Origin of the sequence: Halorubrum distributum JCM 10118, from assembly GCF_000337335.1 — an archaeon.
Classification (GTDB): Archaea; Halobacteriota; Halobacteria; order Halobacteriales; family Haloferacaceae; genus Halorubrum; species Halorubrum distributum.
This window is the reverse complement of sequence record NZ_AOJN01000066.1, coordinates 62,629-78,367: the sequence shown is the minus strand read 5'-3', so window position 1 is coordinate 78,367 and position 15,739 is coordinate 62,629. Positions and strand designations below refer to the sequence as shown.

At 71.7% G+C, this 15,739-nt stretch carries 16 protein-coding genes; 7 read left to right on the top strand and 9 right to left on the bottom strand.

What is annotated here, in order from left to right:
* Window positions 1–350: 350 nt before the first annotated feature.
* The 5 genes from C466_RS15435 to folP all read right to left on the bottom strand — a co-directional run bounded on the left by C466_RS15435 (window position 351) and on the right by folP (window position 7,241).
* Entirely contained in the window at window positions 351–911 is a 561-nt protein-coding gene (locus tag C466_RS15435) for a hypothetical protein (RefSeq protein WP_004598805.1), read from the bottom strand.
* A gap of 138 nt (window positions 912–1,049) precedes the next feature.
* Window positions 1,050–2,120 carry an NAD(P)/FAD-dependent oxidoreductase gene (locus tag C466_RS15430; RefSeq protein WP_004598804.1) on the bottom strand — a complete coding sequence of 357 codons (1,071 nt, stop codon included), beginning with the start codon at window positions 2,118–2,120 and terminating at the stop codon, window positions 1,050–1,052.
* A gap of 112 nt (window positions 2,121–2,232) precedes the next feature.
* Window positions 2,233–2,988, bottom strand: a complete 756-nt coding sequence (locus tag C466_RS15425) for a class I SAM-dependent methyltransferase (RefSeq protein WP_004598803.1) — start codon at window positions 2,986–2,988, stop codon at window positions 2,233–2,235.
* A gap of 100 nt (window positions 2,989–3,088) precedes the next feature.
* Window positions 3,089–4,579 (bottom strand): DHH family phosphoesterase, encoded by a 1,491-nt coding sequence (locus C466_RS15420; protein ID WP_004598802.1) that lies wholly within the window; start codon window positions 4,577–4,579, stop codon window positions 3,089–3,091.
* Window positions 4,580–4,655: 76 nt separating this feature from the next.
* The gene (folP, locus tag C466_RS15415) at window positions 4,656–7,241 is read right to left on the bottom strand and encodes a dihydropteroate synthase (protein WP_004598801.1); all 2,586 of its coding nucleotides are present in this window, start codon (window positions 7,239–7,241) and stop codon (window positions 4,656–4,658) included.
* Window positions 7,242–7,337: 96 nt separating this feature from the next.
* Here folP and C466_RS15410 point away from each other — a divergent pair, with 96 nt between their 5' ends.
* From C466_RS15410 to C466_RS15395, 4 genes are all read left to right on the top strand, one after another.
* Window positions 7,338–8,462 carry an ABC transporter ATP-binding protein gene (locus tag C466_RS15410; RefSeq protein ID WP_004598800.1) on the top strand — a complete coding sequence of 375 codons (1,125 nt, stop codon included), beginning with the start codon at window positions 7,338–7,340 and terminating at the stop codon, window positions 8,460–8,462.
* Window positions 8,459–9,214 carry an ABC transporter permease gene (locus C466_RS15405; RefSeq protein ID WP_004598799.1) on the top strand — a complete coding sequence of 252 codons (756 nt, stop codon included), beginning with the start codon at window positions 8,459–8,461 and terminating at the stop codon, window positions 9,212–9,214. Before C466_RS15410 ends, C466_RS15405 begins: the two co-directional genes overlap by 4 nt.
* 88 nt (window positions 9,215–9,302) lie before the next feature.
* Entirely contained in the window at window positions 9,303–9,446 is a 144-nt protein-coding gene (locus tag C466_RS16675) for a DUF7560 family zinc ribbon protein (protein WP_004598798.1), read from the top strand.
* Between the two features lie 97 nt (window positions 9,447–9,543).
* Window positions 9,544–10,557, top strand: a complete 1,014-nt coding sequence (locus C466_RS15395; RefSeq protein WP_004598797.1) for an aldo/keto reductase — start codon at window positions 9,544–9,546, stop codon at window positions 10,555–10,557.
* A gap of 12 nt (window positions 10,558–10,569) precedes the next feature.
* Here the strand turns inward: C466_RS15395 and hisH are convergent, their stop codons facing one another.
* Entirely contained in the window at window positions 10,570–11,223 is a 654-nt protein-coding gene (gene hisH / locus C466_RS15390; protein WP_049897744.1) for an imidazole glycerol phosphate synthase subunit HisH, read from the bottom strand.
* Between the two features lie 129 nt (window positions 11,224–11,352).
* Here hisH and C466_RS15385 point away from each other — a divergent pair, with 129 nt between their 5' ends.
* The 3 genes from C466_RS15385 to C466_RS15375 all read left to right on the top strand — a co-directional run bounded on the left by C466_RS15385 (window position 11,353) and on the right by C466_RS15375 (window position 14,279).
* Window positions 11,353–12,393: a phosphate/phosphite/phosphonate ABC transporter substrate-binding protein gene (locus tag C466_RS15385; protein WP_004598795.1), complete on the top strand. Its 1,041-nt coding sequence runs from the start codon at window positions 11,353–11,355 to the stop codon at window positions 12,391–12,393.
* A gap of 69 nt (window positions 12,394–12,462) precedes the next feature.
* Window positions 12,463–13,269: a phosphonate ABC transporter ATP-binding protein gene (gene phnC / locus C466_RS15380; RefSeq protein ID WP_004598794.1), complete on the top strand. Its 807-nt coding sequence runs from the start codon at window positions 12,463–12,465 to the stop codon at window positions 13,267–13,269.
* Window positions 13,266–14,279 carry a PhnE/PtxC family ABC transporter permease gene (locus C466_RS15375; RefSeq protein ID WP_004598793.1) on the top strand — a complete coding sequence of 338 codons (1,014 nt, stop codon included), beginning with the start codon at window positions 13,266–13,268 and terminating at the stop codon, window positions 14,277–14,279. The genes phnC and C466_RS15375 overlap by 4 nt, the downstream gene beginning before the upstream one ends.
* Before the next feature lie 6 nt (window positions 14,280–14,285).
* Here C466_RS15375 and C466_RS15370 read toward each other — a convergent pair whose 3' ends face one another.
* Genes C466_RS15370 through C466_RS15360 form a run of 3 tightly spaced genes read right to left on the bottom strand, consistent with a single transcriptional unit; the run spans window position 14,286 to window position 15,720 of the window.
* Window positions 14,286–14,918, bottom strand: coding sequence for a uracil-DNA glycosylase (locus tag C466_RS15370; RefSeq protein WP_004598792.1), 633 nt, complete (start codon window positions 14,916–14,918; stop codon window positions 14,286–14,288).
* Between the two features lie 52 nt (window positions 14,919–14,970).
* The gene (locus tag C466_RS15365; protein ID WP_004598791.1) at window positions 14,971–15,537 is read right to left on the bottom strand and encodes an endonuclease dU; all 567 of its coding nucleotides are present in this window, start codon (window positions 15,535–15,537) and stop codon (window positions 14,971–14,973) included.
* Window positions 15,538–15,720 (bottom strand): DUF5786 family protein, encoded by a 183-nt coding sequence (locus C466_RS15360; RefSeq protein WP_004598790.1) that lies wholly within the window; start codon window positions 15,718–15,720, stop codon window positions 15,538–15,540. It lies immediately after the preceding gene.
* Between the last annotated feature and the right edge of the window lie 19 nt (window positions 15,721–15,739).

Below are 15,739 nucleotides of genomic sequence, written 5' to 3'. Positions count from 1 at the left end.
CCGAAGGACGTGAGGAGCACGCGCGAGGGACGCGGCGACCGGAGCGAAGCGGAGGGAGCCGCGAGGCTGGGGAGGCGTGAGGTTGCGGTGCTGTGCGGGGCGGGACTCAAAGGGGCAGCCGGGAGGCCGCCGGAGGCGACATAAGCACCGCAGGGAGCGAACGGAGTGAGCGACTGAGGAGCGCAGCGAGCGTCCGGCGGCCTCCCGGCTGGGGCTTTGGCGGTGTTCGCCCCGGCAGCAGCCACGTGTCACCGAGCGGCTGGGGTTTTGGAGGCGTTCACCGTCGATCTGCGGTCAACTATTTATAAATGAACGGCAGGGACTGTGGTGGTGTTCGCCACAACCGTGGCTCACTCCGATGAGTTCGTGGAGTTGTCCGACCGTGCGGGCGCCGAAACGCTTCCGCTCACGCTCGTCGACCCGCCGAGGAGCGAGGAGTCCGAGTCGCCGCGCAGCGTCGTGACCGTCTCGCCGTCCTGTTTCACGATCAGGGTCCACGGATCGTCGCCCGCGGGAATCCGCATCGTGCCGTTGTAGCGGACGACCCCCGAACACGACCGCGACGCGTTCCCCGCCTCCTCGATCGGGACGTCGAGGACGTAGGCGGACTCGTTCAGCCGTTCGAACGTCGGGCCGCCGACCGCGTGCGAGGAACCCGGCAGGGAGACGTTTCGAGCGTACGTTATCTCGGTGTTCGGACCGCCGGCGACCACCGAGGTCGAACCGTTGGCTGCGAACTCGTCGGGACAGCGGACCTCGTCGGTATCGAAGTGGAGCAGCGCCGGCGGGTCGCTCGACGCGGCGAGGAGGCCGCCGGGCCCTCCCGACACGGGGCCGGCGAGGGCGACGGCGCTACCGGTCACGAACAACGCGAGCGCAGCGGCGACGACGACCAGACCGCGTCTGTTCATCACGTTTCGAACGACGGGAGAGGCGCAAATAGTACCGCGTATGACTCAAAGAGGAGTTTGCGTCACCGATCGCGTCACGGGGGTGGACGGAGCCGTCGAGACGGTGAATCGAACGCGTCGGAACCGACGGACCGCGCTTCAGTCGTCCGCGGCCGCGGCGTCGACCTCGCCTTCGTACAGCTCGCCGGCGCGCTCGCGCTCGGAGAGGTACTCGTCGGCGTCGAGCGCGGCCTTCACGCCCATGCCGCTCGCGGTGGCCGCCTGCTGGTAGTGGAAGTCGACCACGTCGCCGGCGCCGAAGAGACCCGCAACGGCCGTGCGCGTCTGGCCGCCGCCGCGGCCGCCCTCGGTGATCAGGTAGCCGTCGTCGTCGGTCTCGATGCCGGTCCCTTCGAGGAAGTCGGTGTTCGGCGTGTGACCGATGGCGTAGAAGACGGCGCCCACGTCGAACGCGTACTCGTCGACCTCGTCGGCGGTCGCGGGGTCGTCGAGCTTCTCCGTCGGGTGGCCCTCGGGGTGCTCGACGAGCGTGACGTGATCGATGCCGTCCTCGGGGGTGCCGTGGATCTCCGTGAGCTCGGTGTTGAGGAGCAGCTCGATCTCGCCGTCGTCGACCTTGTCCATCACGCGCTCGATCCACACGTCCTCGGCGCGGAACTCCTCGCGGCGGTGCGCGATGTAGACGGTGTCCGCGAACTTCGTCAGGAAGTTCGCCTCCTCCATCGCTGCGTCGCCGCCGCCGACGACGAGCATGTCCTCGTCGCGGAAGAACGCGCCGTCGCAGGTGGCACACGTCGAGAGGCCGTACCCCATCAGCTCGTCCTCGCCCGGGACGCCGAGCGTCCGGGCGCTGGCGCCCGACGCGGCGATGACGGCGTCGGCGGTGTACACGTCGCCGTCGGAGAGCGTGACCCGGAAGTGCCCGGCCGGCTGCTTCGAGACGTCCTCGATGACGCCGTTGCGGGCCTCGGCGCCGAACTTCTTCGCCTGCTCTTTCATGTCGTTGATCAGGCCCGGCCCGGAGATCCCCTCGGGGAAGCCGGGGTAGTTCTCCACGTCGGTCGTCAGGGTGAGCTGGCCGCCCGGCTCGTCGCCCTCGATGAGCAGGGGGTCGTTGTTCGACCGCGCGGCGTAGATCGCCGCCGAGAGCCCCGAGATACCGGTGCCGGCGATTATCAGTCGACGGTGTTCGACGATGTCGTCAGTCATGTCCCACAGTTGGCCGGCGCGTCGTATGTACGTTGCGACCGTTGCGCGATTTCCGCACGACCGGCCTGCCACTCCGTGCCAATCGCTCGACGGCGACACCGCGGCCGGCGTCCTACCGGACCGCGACGAACACGCTCCGATCGTCTCCGGGGCCGTACCCTTCGGCGACGTCGACGTCGTCGAATCCGGCCGCGGCGAGGGCGTCGGCGATCCGATCGTCGGTGAACGGCGTCATCGGGCGGCGGTCGACGAACGGGTCCCCGTCCGGCGTGAACGTCACCGCGCGCCAGTCGAGCCGACCGTCGCCGGTCGCGACGTGGTGCGCGACGCGGACGTACTCGACCGCGCCCTCGGCGTCGCGGCCGACGTCGAGCCCCGGTCGGTTCCCCTCTGGCGGCAGCGGAGAGTTGTCGAAGACGAGGACGCCGCCCGACCGCAGCCGGTCGCGGAGGCCGGTCAGCGCGGGGTCGAGGTCGGCCGGCGCGAGGTGGTTCACGACGCCGCGGATCGCGACCGTGGCGTCGAACGACTCCGCGTCTTTCAGGTCCGGATCCGGAAGGCCCGTCAAGCGGAACTCGACCGCTCCCGGGGCGTCGCCGTCACCGACGCCGCCGTCGACCCCGGCGCACTTCTCGCGGGCGACGCCCAGCATTCCCTCGTGGACGTCTATCGCGGTCACGTCGAGCCCGCGCGCCGCGAGCCGGCGGGTGTGCTCGCCGGTGCCGCAGCCGACCTCCAGCAGGCGCTCGGGGTCGACCCCGCGGTCGGCGAGCGCGTCGAACACGAAGGCGACGTCGCGGTCGTACTCCCACTCGGACTGGATCGCGTCGTACAGCCGGGGACGCTCGTCGTAGAGTCCGTCGGACATGGCGTCGATGGAGAGGGTATCGACGGCCGGCGAGGAGTGTCTTGCGCCGCCGCGAGAGGGGTTCGCACGGCGCCGCGAGAGGGGTTCCCACGCCCTCGGCTCAGTCCGTCGGGAACTCCGGCGGGAGCCCGGTCGGTTGGGCGGGCGCGTCGGCGAGGGCCTCGAAGAACCGCCCGGCGACGAACGCCTCGACGACGTCCGGCAGCGACTCGGACTCGGAGACCTCCGAGAGGATGCCGAGCGGGACCTGCGCGCCGGCCATCGAGGCGTGGCCGCCGGCCGAGCCGACGGGGTCGAGCGCGTCGCGCAGGAGTTCGCCCGCGTCGAGGTCGGCACCGCGGGCGCGGGCGGAGCCGTAGATCACGCCGTCCATGTAGCCGTAGACGAACGTCACCGTCACGTCCTCCAGGTCGAGGAGCCGTTCCGCCGCCTGCGCGAGCGCGTCCCGGTCGGTGATCTCGCCGACGCAGGAGGCGGCCACCGGCCCGCGGACATCGCGGTTCTCGATGGCGGCCGCGAGGACGCGCAGCGTCTCGGGACTCACGCTCGGGCTCTCGACGCGTTCGAGCGTCGACTCGTCGGCGTGCGCGAGCAGCGCGGCCGCCGCCTCGAAGTCGTCGATGGCGGTCGCGCGCGTGAAGTCCTTCGTGTCGATCCGGATGCCGTACAGAAGCGCCGTGGCGAGGTCCCGCTCCGGCGCGATCCCGTACCGCGAGAGGTACTCGGAGATGAGCGTGCTCGTCGCGCCGACGGCGGGGCGGATGTCGACGAACGACCCCGCGACCGGCCCCCGCGGCGGGTGGTGGTCGACGACCACGTCGACCGGGTGGCCCTCGGGGAGGCTGTCGTTGATCCCCGCGCGGGAGTGGTCGACCAGGGCGACGCCGCCGTACGCGTCGAGGTCGACCTCGTCGAACGGCCGCAGCCCGATGTCGAGGAGGTTCACCAGCGCGCGGTTCTCCTGATGGGCGATCTCGCCGCCGTAGCAGGCGTCCGCGTCGACGCCGATCGACGCCGCGATCCGCGCCAACCCGAGCGCGCTCGCGATGGCGTCCGGGTCGGGGTTGTCGTGCGCGACGACCAGCAGCGGCCCCGAGAGCCCCCGGAGCGCCGAGAGCAGGCGGGCCGGCTTCTCGTCGTCGGCGGCGTGGGCGAACTCCGCGTCGGCGTCGGCGCCGCGGCCGCCGTCGAGGCCGACCGCCTCGAAGACGCGACCGGCGACCGCCTCGACCGGGTCGACCACGCGGTCGGCCACCGCCTCGACCGCCGCCCGCTGCTCGGCGGTCGGCGCCGTCCCGAGGTGCGCGACGATCAGCGCCGCAGGGTACCGCTCTCGGGCCGCGCGGGCGGCGGCGACGTTGCGTTCGGCGTCGTCGCTCGCGACCAGCACGACGGCTGCCGAGTCCGGGTACGTCCCCGGGTCGGTCGGGTCGGCCTCGACGGTCGCGACGTTGCGGTCGCGCAGCGTCGACACCCAGCCGGTGTCGTCCGTGATCGCCACGAGGTCGTCGCGCCCGCCGCGCTCGTCGCGGGCGTGTTCGACGAGCGCGTTCCCGACCGCGCTACAGCCGAGCAGCAGGCGCCGGGTCATACGGTCGCGAGGGGGTCGCGAGGCAAAACGCTGCCGTCGGCGCGGCGCGAGGCCGGGACCGGAGCCCGGCCCCGAGTCATTCCGCGTCCTCGCCGTCGCGCAGCGCGCCGTCGTCGTCGCGCAGCGCGCCGTTCACCGCGGCGGCGACGTCGACCGCCGCGCGGTTCTCGGCGACGTCGTGGACCCGGACGATGTCGGCGCCGCGGTCGGCCGCGAGCGCGGTACCGGCGACCGTCGCGTGCTCGCGGTCGTCGGCGTCGCGCCCGACCGCGCCGTACAGCGACTTGTGCGAGTGGCCGACGAGGACCGGGCAGCCGAGCGCCGCGAACTCACCGCAGCGGGCGAGCAGCTCGAAGTCCTCCGCCGGCGACTTCCCGAAGCCGAGGCCGGGGTCGACGATGACGCGGTCGCGGTCGATGCCGGCCGTGTCCGCCAGTGCGAGCCGCTCGCGGAGCTCGTCGACGGCCTCGCCGACCACGTCGTCGTACTCGGGGTCTGCGTCCGGGTCGACCGGCGCGTCGAGGCTGTGCATCACGATCACCGGGCAGTCCGCCTCCGCGACGACCGAGCGCATCTCGGGGTCCTCCAGCCCCGTCACGTCGTTGATGACGTCCGCGCCCGCGTCGAGCGCCGCCTCGGCGACCGCCGGCTTCCGGGTGTCGACCGAGACCAGCACGTCACCCGACTCGACCGCGGACACCGACTGGATCGCCTCGATCGTCGGGACGACGCGCTCGATCTCCGCCTCGACCGGGACCGGCTCCGCGCCCGGGCGGGTCGACTCGCCGCCGACGTCGACGATGTCGACCCCGGCGTCGACCATCCGCTCGACGCCCGCGACCGCGTCGTCGAGGTCGGCGTGGCGCCCGCCGTCGTGGAAGGAGTCCGGCGTCACGTTGAGCACGCCCATCACCGCGGTGCGGTCGGTCCACGGGAAATCGGGGGCTGCGGCGTCCCCCTGTTCTTCCATCCCGACCGCCGCGGCGAGGTCGGTCGCCACGCCCCCGAGGCCGCCGGCGTCGGCCGCCCCGAGGCGGTCGACGAGCACGCGGAGCTCGCCGACCGTCCCCGCGACGGTGACCGGGACCTGCTCGCCGCCGGCACCACGATCCTCGTCCGCGCCGAGGCCGCCGAGCGCGGCGTCGCCGCCGACCGCTCGGGCCTCGCTCGCGACGCGCTCCGCGCGGTCGCCGCGCAGCCGGAGCGTGAGGACGCGGTGGTCGACGCCGTCCCGGTGGGTCGCGACGCCCGCGGGCGGAACGCCGGCCGTGTCGAGCGCGTGCGTCGCGTCGTCGGCGCCGCGGACCGCGCGTTCGCGGACCGTTCGCGTCCGGGCAGCCCGGCCCTCCGCGACCGCGAACAGCGAGCCGACGAGCAGCACGCAGTCGTCCGGGTCTGCGCGGTCGACCGCGGTCGCGAGCGCGTCCGCCACGTCGTCGCCCGCCGTCACGCTGTCGACGCCCGCCGACCGCAGGGCGGCCGCGAGCACGTCGGGGTCCTCGGCGCGGTCGATGGCGGGCCGACAGGTGACCGCCGTCGCGGCGTCGGGGAGCGCCGCGGCCGTCTCCGCGTGGTCCTTGTCGTGCATCGCGGCGTACACGAGGTGGAGGTCGTCGTAGTCGTACTCGTCGAGCGTCGCCGCGAGCGTGCGGGCGGCCGCGGGATTGTGCGCGCCGTCGAGGACGGTCAGCGGCGCGGTGTCGACCACCTCGAAGCGGCCCGGCCAGGTCGCCCGCGCGAGGCCGTCGCGCACGGCGCGGTCGGGGAGATCGGTCCCCAGCGCCGCCGCCGTCCGGTCCGCGAGCGCGACGGCGACCGCCGCGTTCGCGGCCTGGTGGCGGCCGACGAGGGGGATCCGATACGTTCCCTCGCGCTCGCCGGCGAGCGAGACCTCGGCGTCGGTGGCGCTGACCCGGCCCTCGTAGGTCGCCGCGAACGCGGGCGGGTCGGCGGCGTCGCGCTCGCCGCCGTCTGACTCGTCGCCGTCCGACCCTCCGTCGCCGGTCACCCGCGTCACCGGCGCGCCGGCCTCGCCCGCGACCTCGCGCACGACCGCCAGCGCTTCGCCCTCGCAGGCGGTGACGAACGGCGCGTCGGGGCGGGCGATCCGGGACTTGGTGCGGGCGATCTCCGCGATCGTGTCGCCGAGGACCGCGGTGTGTTCGAGCGAGACGTTCGTCACGGCGGTCGCGGCGGGGTCGACCGCGCTCGTCGCGTCGTACTCGCCGCCGAGGCCGACCTCCAGGACGGCGATGTCGACCTCGCGCCGCGCGAACTCCCGGATCCCCATCGCCGTGACGACCTCGAAGAAGGTGAGCGGCTCGCCGGCGGCCGCCCGCTCGATCAGCCACGGGCGCACCTCGTCGACGAAGTCGGCGATCGCGGCCTCGGTCATCTCCCGGCCGTCGACGCGGACCCGCTCCGAGAGCGCGGAGAGGTGCGGCGAGGTGTACAGCCCCACCGACAGCCCCGCCTCGCGGAGGATCGACTCCGTCAGCCGCGCCGCGCTGCCCTTCCCGTTCGACCCCGCTATCTGGACGAACGGGACCTCGTCCTGCGGGTCGCCGAGGTGCGCCAAGAGCGCCTCCACCCGCTCCGTGCCGGGCTTGACCGAGAAGCGGCGGAGGTCGAAGAGGAACGCCGCCGCCTCGTGGTAGTGCATACGCCGTGGGTCGGGAGCGCGTCGCTTATGCGTAACGGAGCGGGACGAGTCGACCGAAAAGCAACCCTTACGCGCGCCGCGACCGCACCCGATCGCATGGACGAGACAGCGACCGACGCAGCGGTCGACGCGCCCGGCGAGGGAGCGGGTCCGGGCGCGGCTCCCGCCGAGGCCGACGAGGGAGCCGGCCCGAGCGCCCCCGACGCCGCCGGCGGCGACCCCGTCGTCGTCGGCGAGGGGGTTCGCAAGTCGTACGGCGACGTCGACGCGCTCGACGGGGTCGACCTCGACGTCGCCGCGGGCGAGGTGTTCGGGCTCATCGGCCCGAACGGCGCCGGGAAGACGACGCTCGTGCGCGCGCTGACGGGGACCACCGAGGCCGAGGGCGACCTGCGCGTCTTCGGCGCGCCGCCGAGAGAGGTCGACCCGGCCCGGATCGGACTGCTCCCGCAGTCGTTCGACCCGCCCGCGCGGCTCACGGCCCGCGAGCTGGTCGACTACTACGGCGGGCTCTACGACGCGGCCCGGGACACCGAGTCGGTCCTCGACGACGTGGGGATGGCCGACGACGCGGACGCGTGGTACGAGACGCTCTCCGGGGGGCAGAAGCGCCGGACCTGCGTCGCGACCGCGGTCGTCAACGACCCCGACCTCCTCTTCCTCGACGAGCCGACGACCGGGATCGACCCCGCCGGCCGGCGGGCGATCCACCGACTGATCGAGCGGCTCGCGGCCGGCGGCACCACCGTCTTCCTCACGAGCCACGCGATGGACGAGGTCGAGCGGCTCGCCGACCGTGTGGCCATGCTCCGCGACGGGCGGGTCGTCGCGAGCGGCGCCCCGGAGCGGCTGGTCGCCGACCACGGCGGCGCGCCCCGACTGGACGCAACCCTCGCAGACCCGACGACGGAGGCGACCGTCGAGACCGTCGCGGCGGGCGTCCGAGAGCGACTCGGCGGCGAGCCGACCGTCGAGGCGACCGACGACGGCCTCCGGGTGCGCGGCGTGCGACCCGAGGCGATCGGCGACGCCGTCGCCGCGCTCGACGACGCCGGCGTCGCCTTCGACTCCCTTTCGTGGTCCGAGCCGTCGCTTGAGGACGTCTACCTGCGGCTCACCGGAGAAGAGTACGCGCGTCGAGGCGGCGAGGGAGGGACGGCCGAGACGGTCCCCGACGGTGGCGGGGCGACCGAGACCGCCTCTGAGGGAGGCGACCGATGACCCGCCTCGGCCGGATCCGGACGGAGGCGGTCGCGGCGGCGCGCTCGTTCACCCGCCGCCGGACCGCGGTGTTCTTCACCTTCTTCTTCCCGGTCATCCTCGTCGTCATCTTCGGCGCGCTGGTGCGGACCCAGCCGACAGGGGGCGGCCTCTTCGCGGAGCCCGCGGGCTACTACATCCCGGGCTACCTCGCGGTCGTCGTCCTGTTCACGCCGCTGTCGCGGGTCGGCTCCGAGATCGCGCGCCACCGCGACGGCGGGCGGTTCGAGAAGCTGGCGACCACGCCGCTCTCCCGCGCCGAGTGGCTGCTCGCGCACACGCTCGTCAACGTCGGGATCATCGGCGCCGCGAGCCTGCTCATCCTCGGGCTCGTGCTGGCGGTGACCGACGCGACCCTGATCGTCTCGCCCGCGCTCGCCGCCCTCCCGGTCTTCGTCGCGGTCGCGGTCGCGCTGTTCTGCGGGCTCGGCGCCGTCCTCGGCGCGCTCGCGGACTCGCAGGACGGCGTGATCGCCGCGAGCAACACGGTGGCGCTCCCCCTCCTGTTCCTCTCGGAGACGTTCGTCACGCCGTCGCTGCTGCCCGAGTGGTTCCTGCCCGCGGTCGCGGCCTCGCCGCTGACGTACTTCGCGCGGGGGACCCGCGCCATCACCTTCGAGGGCGGGGCGTGGGCCGGCGACCTCTTCGTGTTGACCGCGCTCGCCGCCGTCTTCCTCGCGGTCGGGGCGTACGCGGTGCCGCGGACGGAGTGACCGGGCCGCCGCTCGCTGACCGGCCGCGGTCCGGGAACCGTCCATTTATGTCCGCAGCCCGCGTCCGGGGAAGACGAGAGGAAAGCCGTTGACCACCGTTCACTTCACCTGTCCGGACTGCGAGCAGACCATCGAGGTCAACGACGCGATGCGGGAGACGATACTCGAGTCCGGCTGTCCGGTGTGCACCGCGACCGCGGCGGAGGGGGACTTCGCCGTGACCTGCGAGTAGCCGCCGCCCCCGCTCCCGTTCTCGGCGATGGACGAGCGTTCACACACCGCATCCGGTTGCTGAGGCTTTTTGCGTCGACCGGGACAACCGTTCGACGATGACGCCCGAACTCGACGAGATCGATCTGGGAACCGTGCCGCTCGGCCGAACCGGCCTGCGGACGAGCGAACTCCAGTTCGGCACGTGGCGGTTCGGCCGCGTGACCGAGGCGGGGAACGTCGAAATCGACGAGGAGCGCGCCCACGAGCTGCTCGACGCCTACGAGACCGCCGGCGGACGGTACATCGACACCGCCGACGTGTACGGCGGCGGCGACTGCGAGCGCTGGATCGGCGACTGGCTTGCCGAGCGCGACCGCGAGCGCTACACGGTCGCCTCGAAGGTGTACTGGCAGATCCGCGACGGCGACCCGAACAGCCGCGGCACGAACCGCAAGAACGTCCGTCACCGCGTCGACGCCCTGCTCGACCGGCTCGACACCGACTACATCGACGTCCTCTACATCCACCGCTGGGACGACGAGACGCCCGCCCGGGAGCTGATGAAGACGCTGAACGGGCTCGTCGAGTCCGGCAAGGTCCACTACCTCGGCGCCTCGACGCTCCGCCCGAATGCGTGGAAGGTCGCTCGCGCCAACGAGATCGCCCGCAGCGAGGGGTGGGAGCCGTTCAAAGTGCTCCAGCCGCGCTACAACCTCGTCGACCGCGAGGTCGAGGGGGACTACCTCGAGTTCGCGCGCCAGCGCAACCTCGCCGTCTCCCCGTGGAGCCCGCTCGGACAGGGCTTCCTGACCGGGAAGTACGACCGCGGCGCCGACCTGCCAGACGACTCGAAGGCCGCCGAGTCGAGCCGGTTCCAGGAGGCGTACCTCACCGAGGAGAACTTCGACGTCCACGACGAGCTCGACGCCGTGGCCGACGAGGTCGACGCCTCGCCCGCGCAGACCGCGCTCGCGTGGCTCGCGCACCGCGACGGCGTCACCGCGCCCATCGTCGGCGCTCGGACCGTCGACCAGCTCCGCGAGAACCTCGCGGCCGCGACGATCGACCTCTCCGACGAGCAGGTCGAGCGCCTGACCGCGGCCAAGCCCGGCCCGTACGACGCGCTGTAAAAGGTAACGTTGCTACTGCTCCGCGCAGTAGTCGACGAAGTTCCGCAGGATCTTGAGCCCTGTCTCGCCGCTCTTCTCGGGGTGGAACTGCGTGCCGAACACGTTGCCGGCCTCGTTGGCGACGACCGCCGGGAAGTCGACGCCGTAGTCGGCGGTGGCGACGACCGCGTCTGCGTCGTCCGGCGCGGCGTAGTAGGAGTGGACGAAGTAGGCGTGCTCTCCGTCGACCCCCTCGACGATCGGGTGGTCGCGCGAGACATCGAGCTCGTTCCATCCCATGTGGGGCACCTTCCGGTCCACGTCGAAGCGGACGTTGGTTCCGGGGACCAGATCGAGGCCCGTCACCTCGCCTTCGCCCTCGTGGTCGGCCTCCTCGCTCGTGGTGAGGAGCATCTGCATCCCGAGACAGATCCCGAAGAGGGGGCGGCCCGCCTCGGCGTGGTCGGTCAGCGCCTCGCGCAGGGGGCCGGCGTTCTCCATCCCCTCGCGGAACGCGCCGACGCCCGGGAGGACGACGCCGTCGGCGGCCGCGAACGCCGCGGGGTCGTCCGTTATCTCGACGGATGCGCCCGCGCGTTCCAGCCCGCGGGTCGCGGACCGGAGGTTTCCGAGCCCGTAGTCGACGAGGGCGACGGACACCTCTCGATCCGTTGGTGATTCGTCCATGTCTCCGATACATCACCTGCGTGGAAGTCAGTTTCCATCCGGGATCCATTACAGAGCAGTATATACCTGTCCGTATATTTGAACAGCAACACTTTTGATAGATCAGTAGAACGCCAATATGTACTCCTCATGGAGCGACGACGCCAATTCCTCAAGGTCGCGGGCGCAGCAAGTATCGTTGGACTCGCCGGCTGTAGCGGCGGCGGCGACGGGTCCGATGGTTCGGACGGCGGCGACGGCTCCGACGGCTCCGACGGCTCCGACGGGTCGGACAGCGAACCGGAGATGACGTTCGGCGGCGACGGCACGGTCGACTTCGGCATCTCGCCGTCCGTCCCGCAGGAGGACCTCAACGTACAGTACTCCCCGCTCGAAGAGCACATCGGGAGCTACCTCCGAGAGAACTACGATGTCCCCAGCGACCTCAGCGTCGAGGGGACCATCGGAAGCAACTACAGCGCCATCATCCAGTCTCTCGGCCAGGGAACGCTGGACATCGCCGAGACCGGGCCGTTCGCAGCCGCGCTCGGCGTGAAGACCGGCAACGCGGAGGTCATCCTCCAGCGGTACGGCTACGGCGGCTGGACGTACAAGAGCATCATCGCGACGCCGAACGACAGCGACATCACCGAGCTGTCCGACCTCTCCGGGAAGACGGTCGCGTTCTCCGACCGGCTCTCCACCAGCGGCGCGCTGTACCCGCTGTACAGCATGTCGAGCCAGGGCGGCCTCGACGTCGGCGAGCTCCCCGAGGGCAACGGCTCGCAGGCCGAGTTCGACGCCCGCTTCGCCGGCGGCCACGTCGGCTCGTACACCCTCCTCGAACAGGGCCAGGTCGACGCGGCCGCGATGGGCGGCTTCGTCCGCGACACGAAGACCGGCCCCACGCCGGACGAGTGGCAGGAGGTCGCGACTACCCTCCACGAGGACGAGGGGCTCCCGCGCGCACCGATCGTGGTCTCGCCCGAGCTCGACGACGACGTGAAAAGCGCCATCCAGGAGGCGTTCCTGGAGGGTCCGGACAGCATCTACTACGGCGCCGACGGCGAGGACGGCACCGGAGACGACCTCTGGTTCAGCCGCGTCCGCGAGGCGGACCAGGAGGACTACCAGTCCGTCATCGACGTCGCCGACGAGCTCGGCGTCGGAACTGACATCTTCAACCAGTAGGCCCCGTTCGATCCCCACTTCGGATCGTTTTTCACGCGATCGGTCCGTTCTCGGACAAACTCACACCTCATGCCAACGATCGAATTCGAAGACGTCAGCAAGATATACGACGAGGACACCGTCGCCCTCGACGACGTGTCGTTCACCATCGACGAGGGGGAGTTCGTCATCCTCCTCGGTCCCTCCGGTGCCGGCAAGTCGACGATGCTGCGGGTGTTGAACGGGCTCACGCAACCCACCGAGGGGTCCGTTCGCATCGGCGGCGAGGAGCTCCAGGGGAACCGCAGCGGGGTCGGAATGGTGTTCCAAGAACACTACCTCATCGAGAGCAAGACCGCGTTCGGCAACGCCCTGTCGGGGGCGCTCTCGCGGAACGGCCTCCTCCGGAGCGCTCTCGGGATGCACGACGACGAGGACAAGCGGACCGCCCTGGAGGCCCTCCAGACGGTCGGGCTCCTCGACGAGGCCGGCCAGCGCGCCGAGTCGATGAGCGGGGGCCAGAAACAGCGCGTCGGGATCGCCCGCGCGCTGGTCCAGAACCCCGAGATCGTCCTCGCCGACGAGCCGGTCGCCAGCCTCGACCCGAAGGCCGCCCGCGACGTGATGCGCTACCTGAAGAAGGCGGCGACCGAGCAGGACCTCACAACGGTCACCAGCCTCCACCAGGTGAACATCGCCCGCGAGTTCGGGGACCGGTTCCTCGGCATCCGCGACGGCGAGGTGATCTTCGACGGCGACGCCGACGACCTCACTATGGACGAGATGGACCGGATCTACTACGGCGAGGCGCAGGGCGGCGAGACCGTCCCGACCGGCACGACGAGCGAGGAGCTGGGCGAGACCGACGCCACCGCCGACGGAGGTGAGCGGGCGTGAGATCGCCGGACTCGGCGATCGACGACCAGTTCCGCGCGCTCGAACGGCTCCGCCGGCTCAAGTACCTGCTGTGGGGCGTGCTGCTCGCCGCGGTCCTCGGCGTCACCTACTGGGGGCTCGGCTTCATCGGCTTCCAGTCGAGCGTCGTCGCCGGGCGGCTCCCGGGGATGTACGAGTTCATCTCGACCGGCTTCTTCCCGCCGGACTTCCAGAACTTCACGATCTACACCAAAGACCAGGGGATCAGCGGGCTCCAAGCGATCCCCGCGAGCTTCGGCGACGGCGGCGCACACATCATCGAGAGCTTCCAGTCGTCGCGGCAGTCGCTGGTGAAGGCGAGCCTCGTGACGCTCCTCCTCGGCTTCATGGGCACCGTGTTCGCCTTCCCGTTCGCGCTCGTCCTCGGCGTCCTCGGGAGCGAGCGCGTCACGCCGTTCCCCCTCAACTTCATCTTCCGGGGCACCCTCAGCGGCATCCGCGCCATCCCCGCCATCGTCTGGATCTTCCTGTACATCCCCATCGGGCCGCCGGGACAGGTCACCGCGGTGCTCGCGATCGCGACCGACAGCATCGGGAACCTCGGCCGCCTGTTCACCGACGACCTCGAGGAGATCGAGGAGGGGCCGATCGAGGCGATCCGGTCGACCGGCGCGTCGGGCACCCAGACCGTGAGCTTCGGCATGCTGAGCCAGGTGTCGCGCTCGTTCATCGCGTGGACGCTGTACATCCTCGAGATCAACACCCGGATCGCCATCTCGCTCGGCGTCGTCGGCGCCGGCGGCCTCGGGCTGATGATCCGGAACAGCCAGGACCTCTTCGAGTTCCAGCAGACCGCCGCGGGGCTGGTGATGGTGTTCATCGTCGTCCTCGGCATCGAGCTGATCTCCTCGCGCATCCGCGCCCGGCTCCGACCCGGCGAGCACGAGGGGAAGGGACTCGTCGAGGCGATCCGCGGCCTGTTCGACGCGAAGAAGTGGCTCGGCGTCGGCGACCGGTCCGACCGGAACTGACGCCGCTCAGAACTCGCCGAGCCGCGACTGGCCGTCCCCGCCTTTCTCGTCCCGTTCTCCGACGCCGCTCAGCTCGGCCGCCCGAACGATCGTCTCGAAGAAGCCGTCGCGCTGGCTCCGGTCGTACAGCGTCGCGGCCGGGTGGACGGAGAGTAAGAGTCGTCGGGATTCCCCGGCGAGGCGGGCGTCGACGACGTCGCCCGACTCGGAAGTGATCGCCACCGAGCGGTCGAGGAGGTGTTCGCTCGGGACTTTCCCGAGCGTCACGATCAGCTCGGGATCGAGCCGCTCGATTTCCGCTTCGAGGTACCCGCGGCAGTTCCCCAGTTCCTCGGTCGTCGGGTCGCGGTTGTCGGGCGGGCGACACCGCACGCAGTTCGTGATCCGCACGTCGGCGCGGGCGAGCCCCGCGTCCCGCAGGGCCTCGTCGAGGACGTCTCCCGAGCGCCCGACGAACGGCTCGCCCTCCTCGTCCTCGGTGGCGCCCGGCCCCTCGCCGACGAACAGCAGGTCCGCGTCGGTCGGGCCGACCCCGTCGACGATCCGGCTCCGAGACCTGACCAGTTCCGGGCACCGCTCGCAGGCCGGAACGCACAGGTTCTCGTCGAGGCCGGCGCCGTCGCCGCCGTGTTCGCTCATACCACCGGCTCCGGGCGCGGTCGTCTAAGTAGCGTCGGTCGCCTCGGAGCGGTCACTCCCCCGTCGCCGCCTCGCGGTGCGCGCTCGCGGCCAGCGCCGCAATCCGGAGCGGCTCGCAGCGCCGCTCGCCGTCGCGGGTGAGCCCCCTGACGGCCGCGGCGGCGTCCTCGGGGTCGACGCCGACCGCGCGGACGAAGCGGGGATCGCCGGACTCCGGGGGATCGACGCGGATCCGCGGCGGCAGCGACCGGTAGGTATCGAGGCGGTCGGCGAGCGCGTCACCGTCGAACGCGTCGCGGAGCGCCGGTTCGAGCCCGGGGCTCGCCTCGTAGCTCACGGCGTAGACGGGGCGGTCGAGCGCCTCGCGGAGTCGGTCGAGGTCGAGGAGGTTGAACCACGCGGGCGCGACGCCGGCGCAGGCGACGTGGCGGACGTCCTCGCGGTCGAGCGCGCGCCAGCAGTCGATGACCGCGTCGGTCGCGTCGGTTCCGCCGACGGTACAGGTCGCGAACGCGAAGCCGTCCGGCGTCCCGTCGACGCGAACGACGGCGCCGGCCGCGTGGCTCACGTTGCGGTCGTCAGAGAAGGCGACGCCGAGCGTACGGCTCGGCGGGTCCACTCACGCGTCCTCGGATTTGATCTCCTGGAGTCGGTCGAGAAGCTCGTCGTTCGAGGCGCCGGGCTCGTAGTCGACGGACCCCTGGTGGCTCTCCTGGGCAGCCCGGACACCGTCGTCGTCGTCGAAGTCCGCGTCCAGGTCCTGATTCTCCTGTTCGGACTCGTCGTAGCTGCCGAAGCCCATATGTGTGTGAAGCTAACAG

Excerpts from the sequence above, each read along its gene's own strand:
- C466_RS15435 (WP_004598805.1), bottom strand. The coding sequence starts at position 911 with ATGAACAGACGCGGTCTGGTCGTCGTCGCCGCTGCGCTCGCGTTGTTC.
- C466_RS15430 (WP_004598804.1), bottom strand. The coding sequence starts at position 2,120 with ATGACTGACGACATCGTCGAACACCGTCGACTGATAATCGCCGGCACC.
- C466_RS15425 (WP_004598803.1), bottom strand. The coding sequence starts at position 2,988 with ATGTCCGACGGACTCTACGACGAGCGTCCCCGGCTGTACGACGCGATC.
- C466_RS15420 (WP_004598802.1), bottom strand. The coding sequence starts at position 4,579 with ATGACCCGGCGCCTGCTGCTCGGCTGTAGCGCGGTCGGGAACGCGCTC.
- folP (WP_004598801.1), bottom strand. The coding sequence starts at position 7,241 with ATGCACTACCACGAGGCGGCGGCGTTCCTCTTCGACCTCCGCCGCTTC.
- C466_RS15410 (WP_004598800.1), top strand. The coding sequence starts at position 7,338 with ATGGACGAGACAGCGACCGACGCAGCGGTCGACGCGCCCGGCGAGGGA.
- C466_RS15405 (WP_004598799.1), top strand. The coding sequence starts at position 8,459 with ATGACCCGCCTCGGCCGGATCCGGACGGAGGCGGTCGCGGCGGCGCGC.
- C466_RS15395 (WP_004598797.1), top strand. The coding sequence starts at position 9,544 with ATGACGCCCGAACTCGACGAGATCGATCTGGGAACCGTGCCGCTCGGC.
- hisH (WP_049897744.1), bottom strand. The coding sequence starts at position 11,223 with ATGGACGAATCACCAACGGATCGAGAGGTGTCCGTCGCCCTCGTCGAC.
- C466_RS15385 (WP_004598795.1), top strand. The coding sequence starts at position 11,353 with ATGGAGCGACGACGCCAATTCCTCAAGGTCGCGGGCGCAGCAAGTATC.
- phnC (WP_004598794.1), top strand. The coding sequence starts at position 12,463 with ATGCCAACGATCGAATTCGAAGACGTCAGCAAGATATACGACGAGGAC.
- C466_RS15370 (WP_004598792.1), bottom strand. The coding sequence starts at position 14,918 with ATGAGCGAACACGGCGGCGACGGCGCCGGCCTCGACGAGAACCTGTGC.
- C466_RS15360 (WP_004598790.1), bottom strand. The coding sequence starts at position 15,720 with ATGGGCTTCGGCAGCTACGACGAGTCCGAACAGGAGAATCAGGACCTG.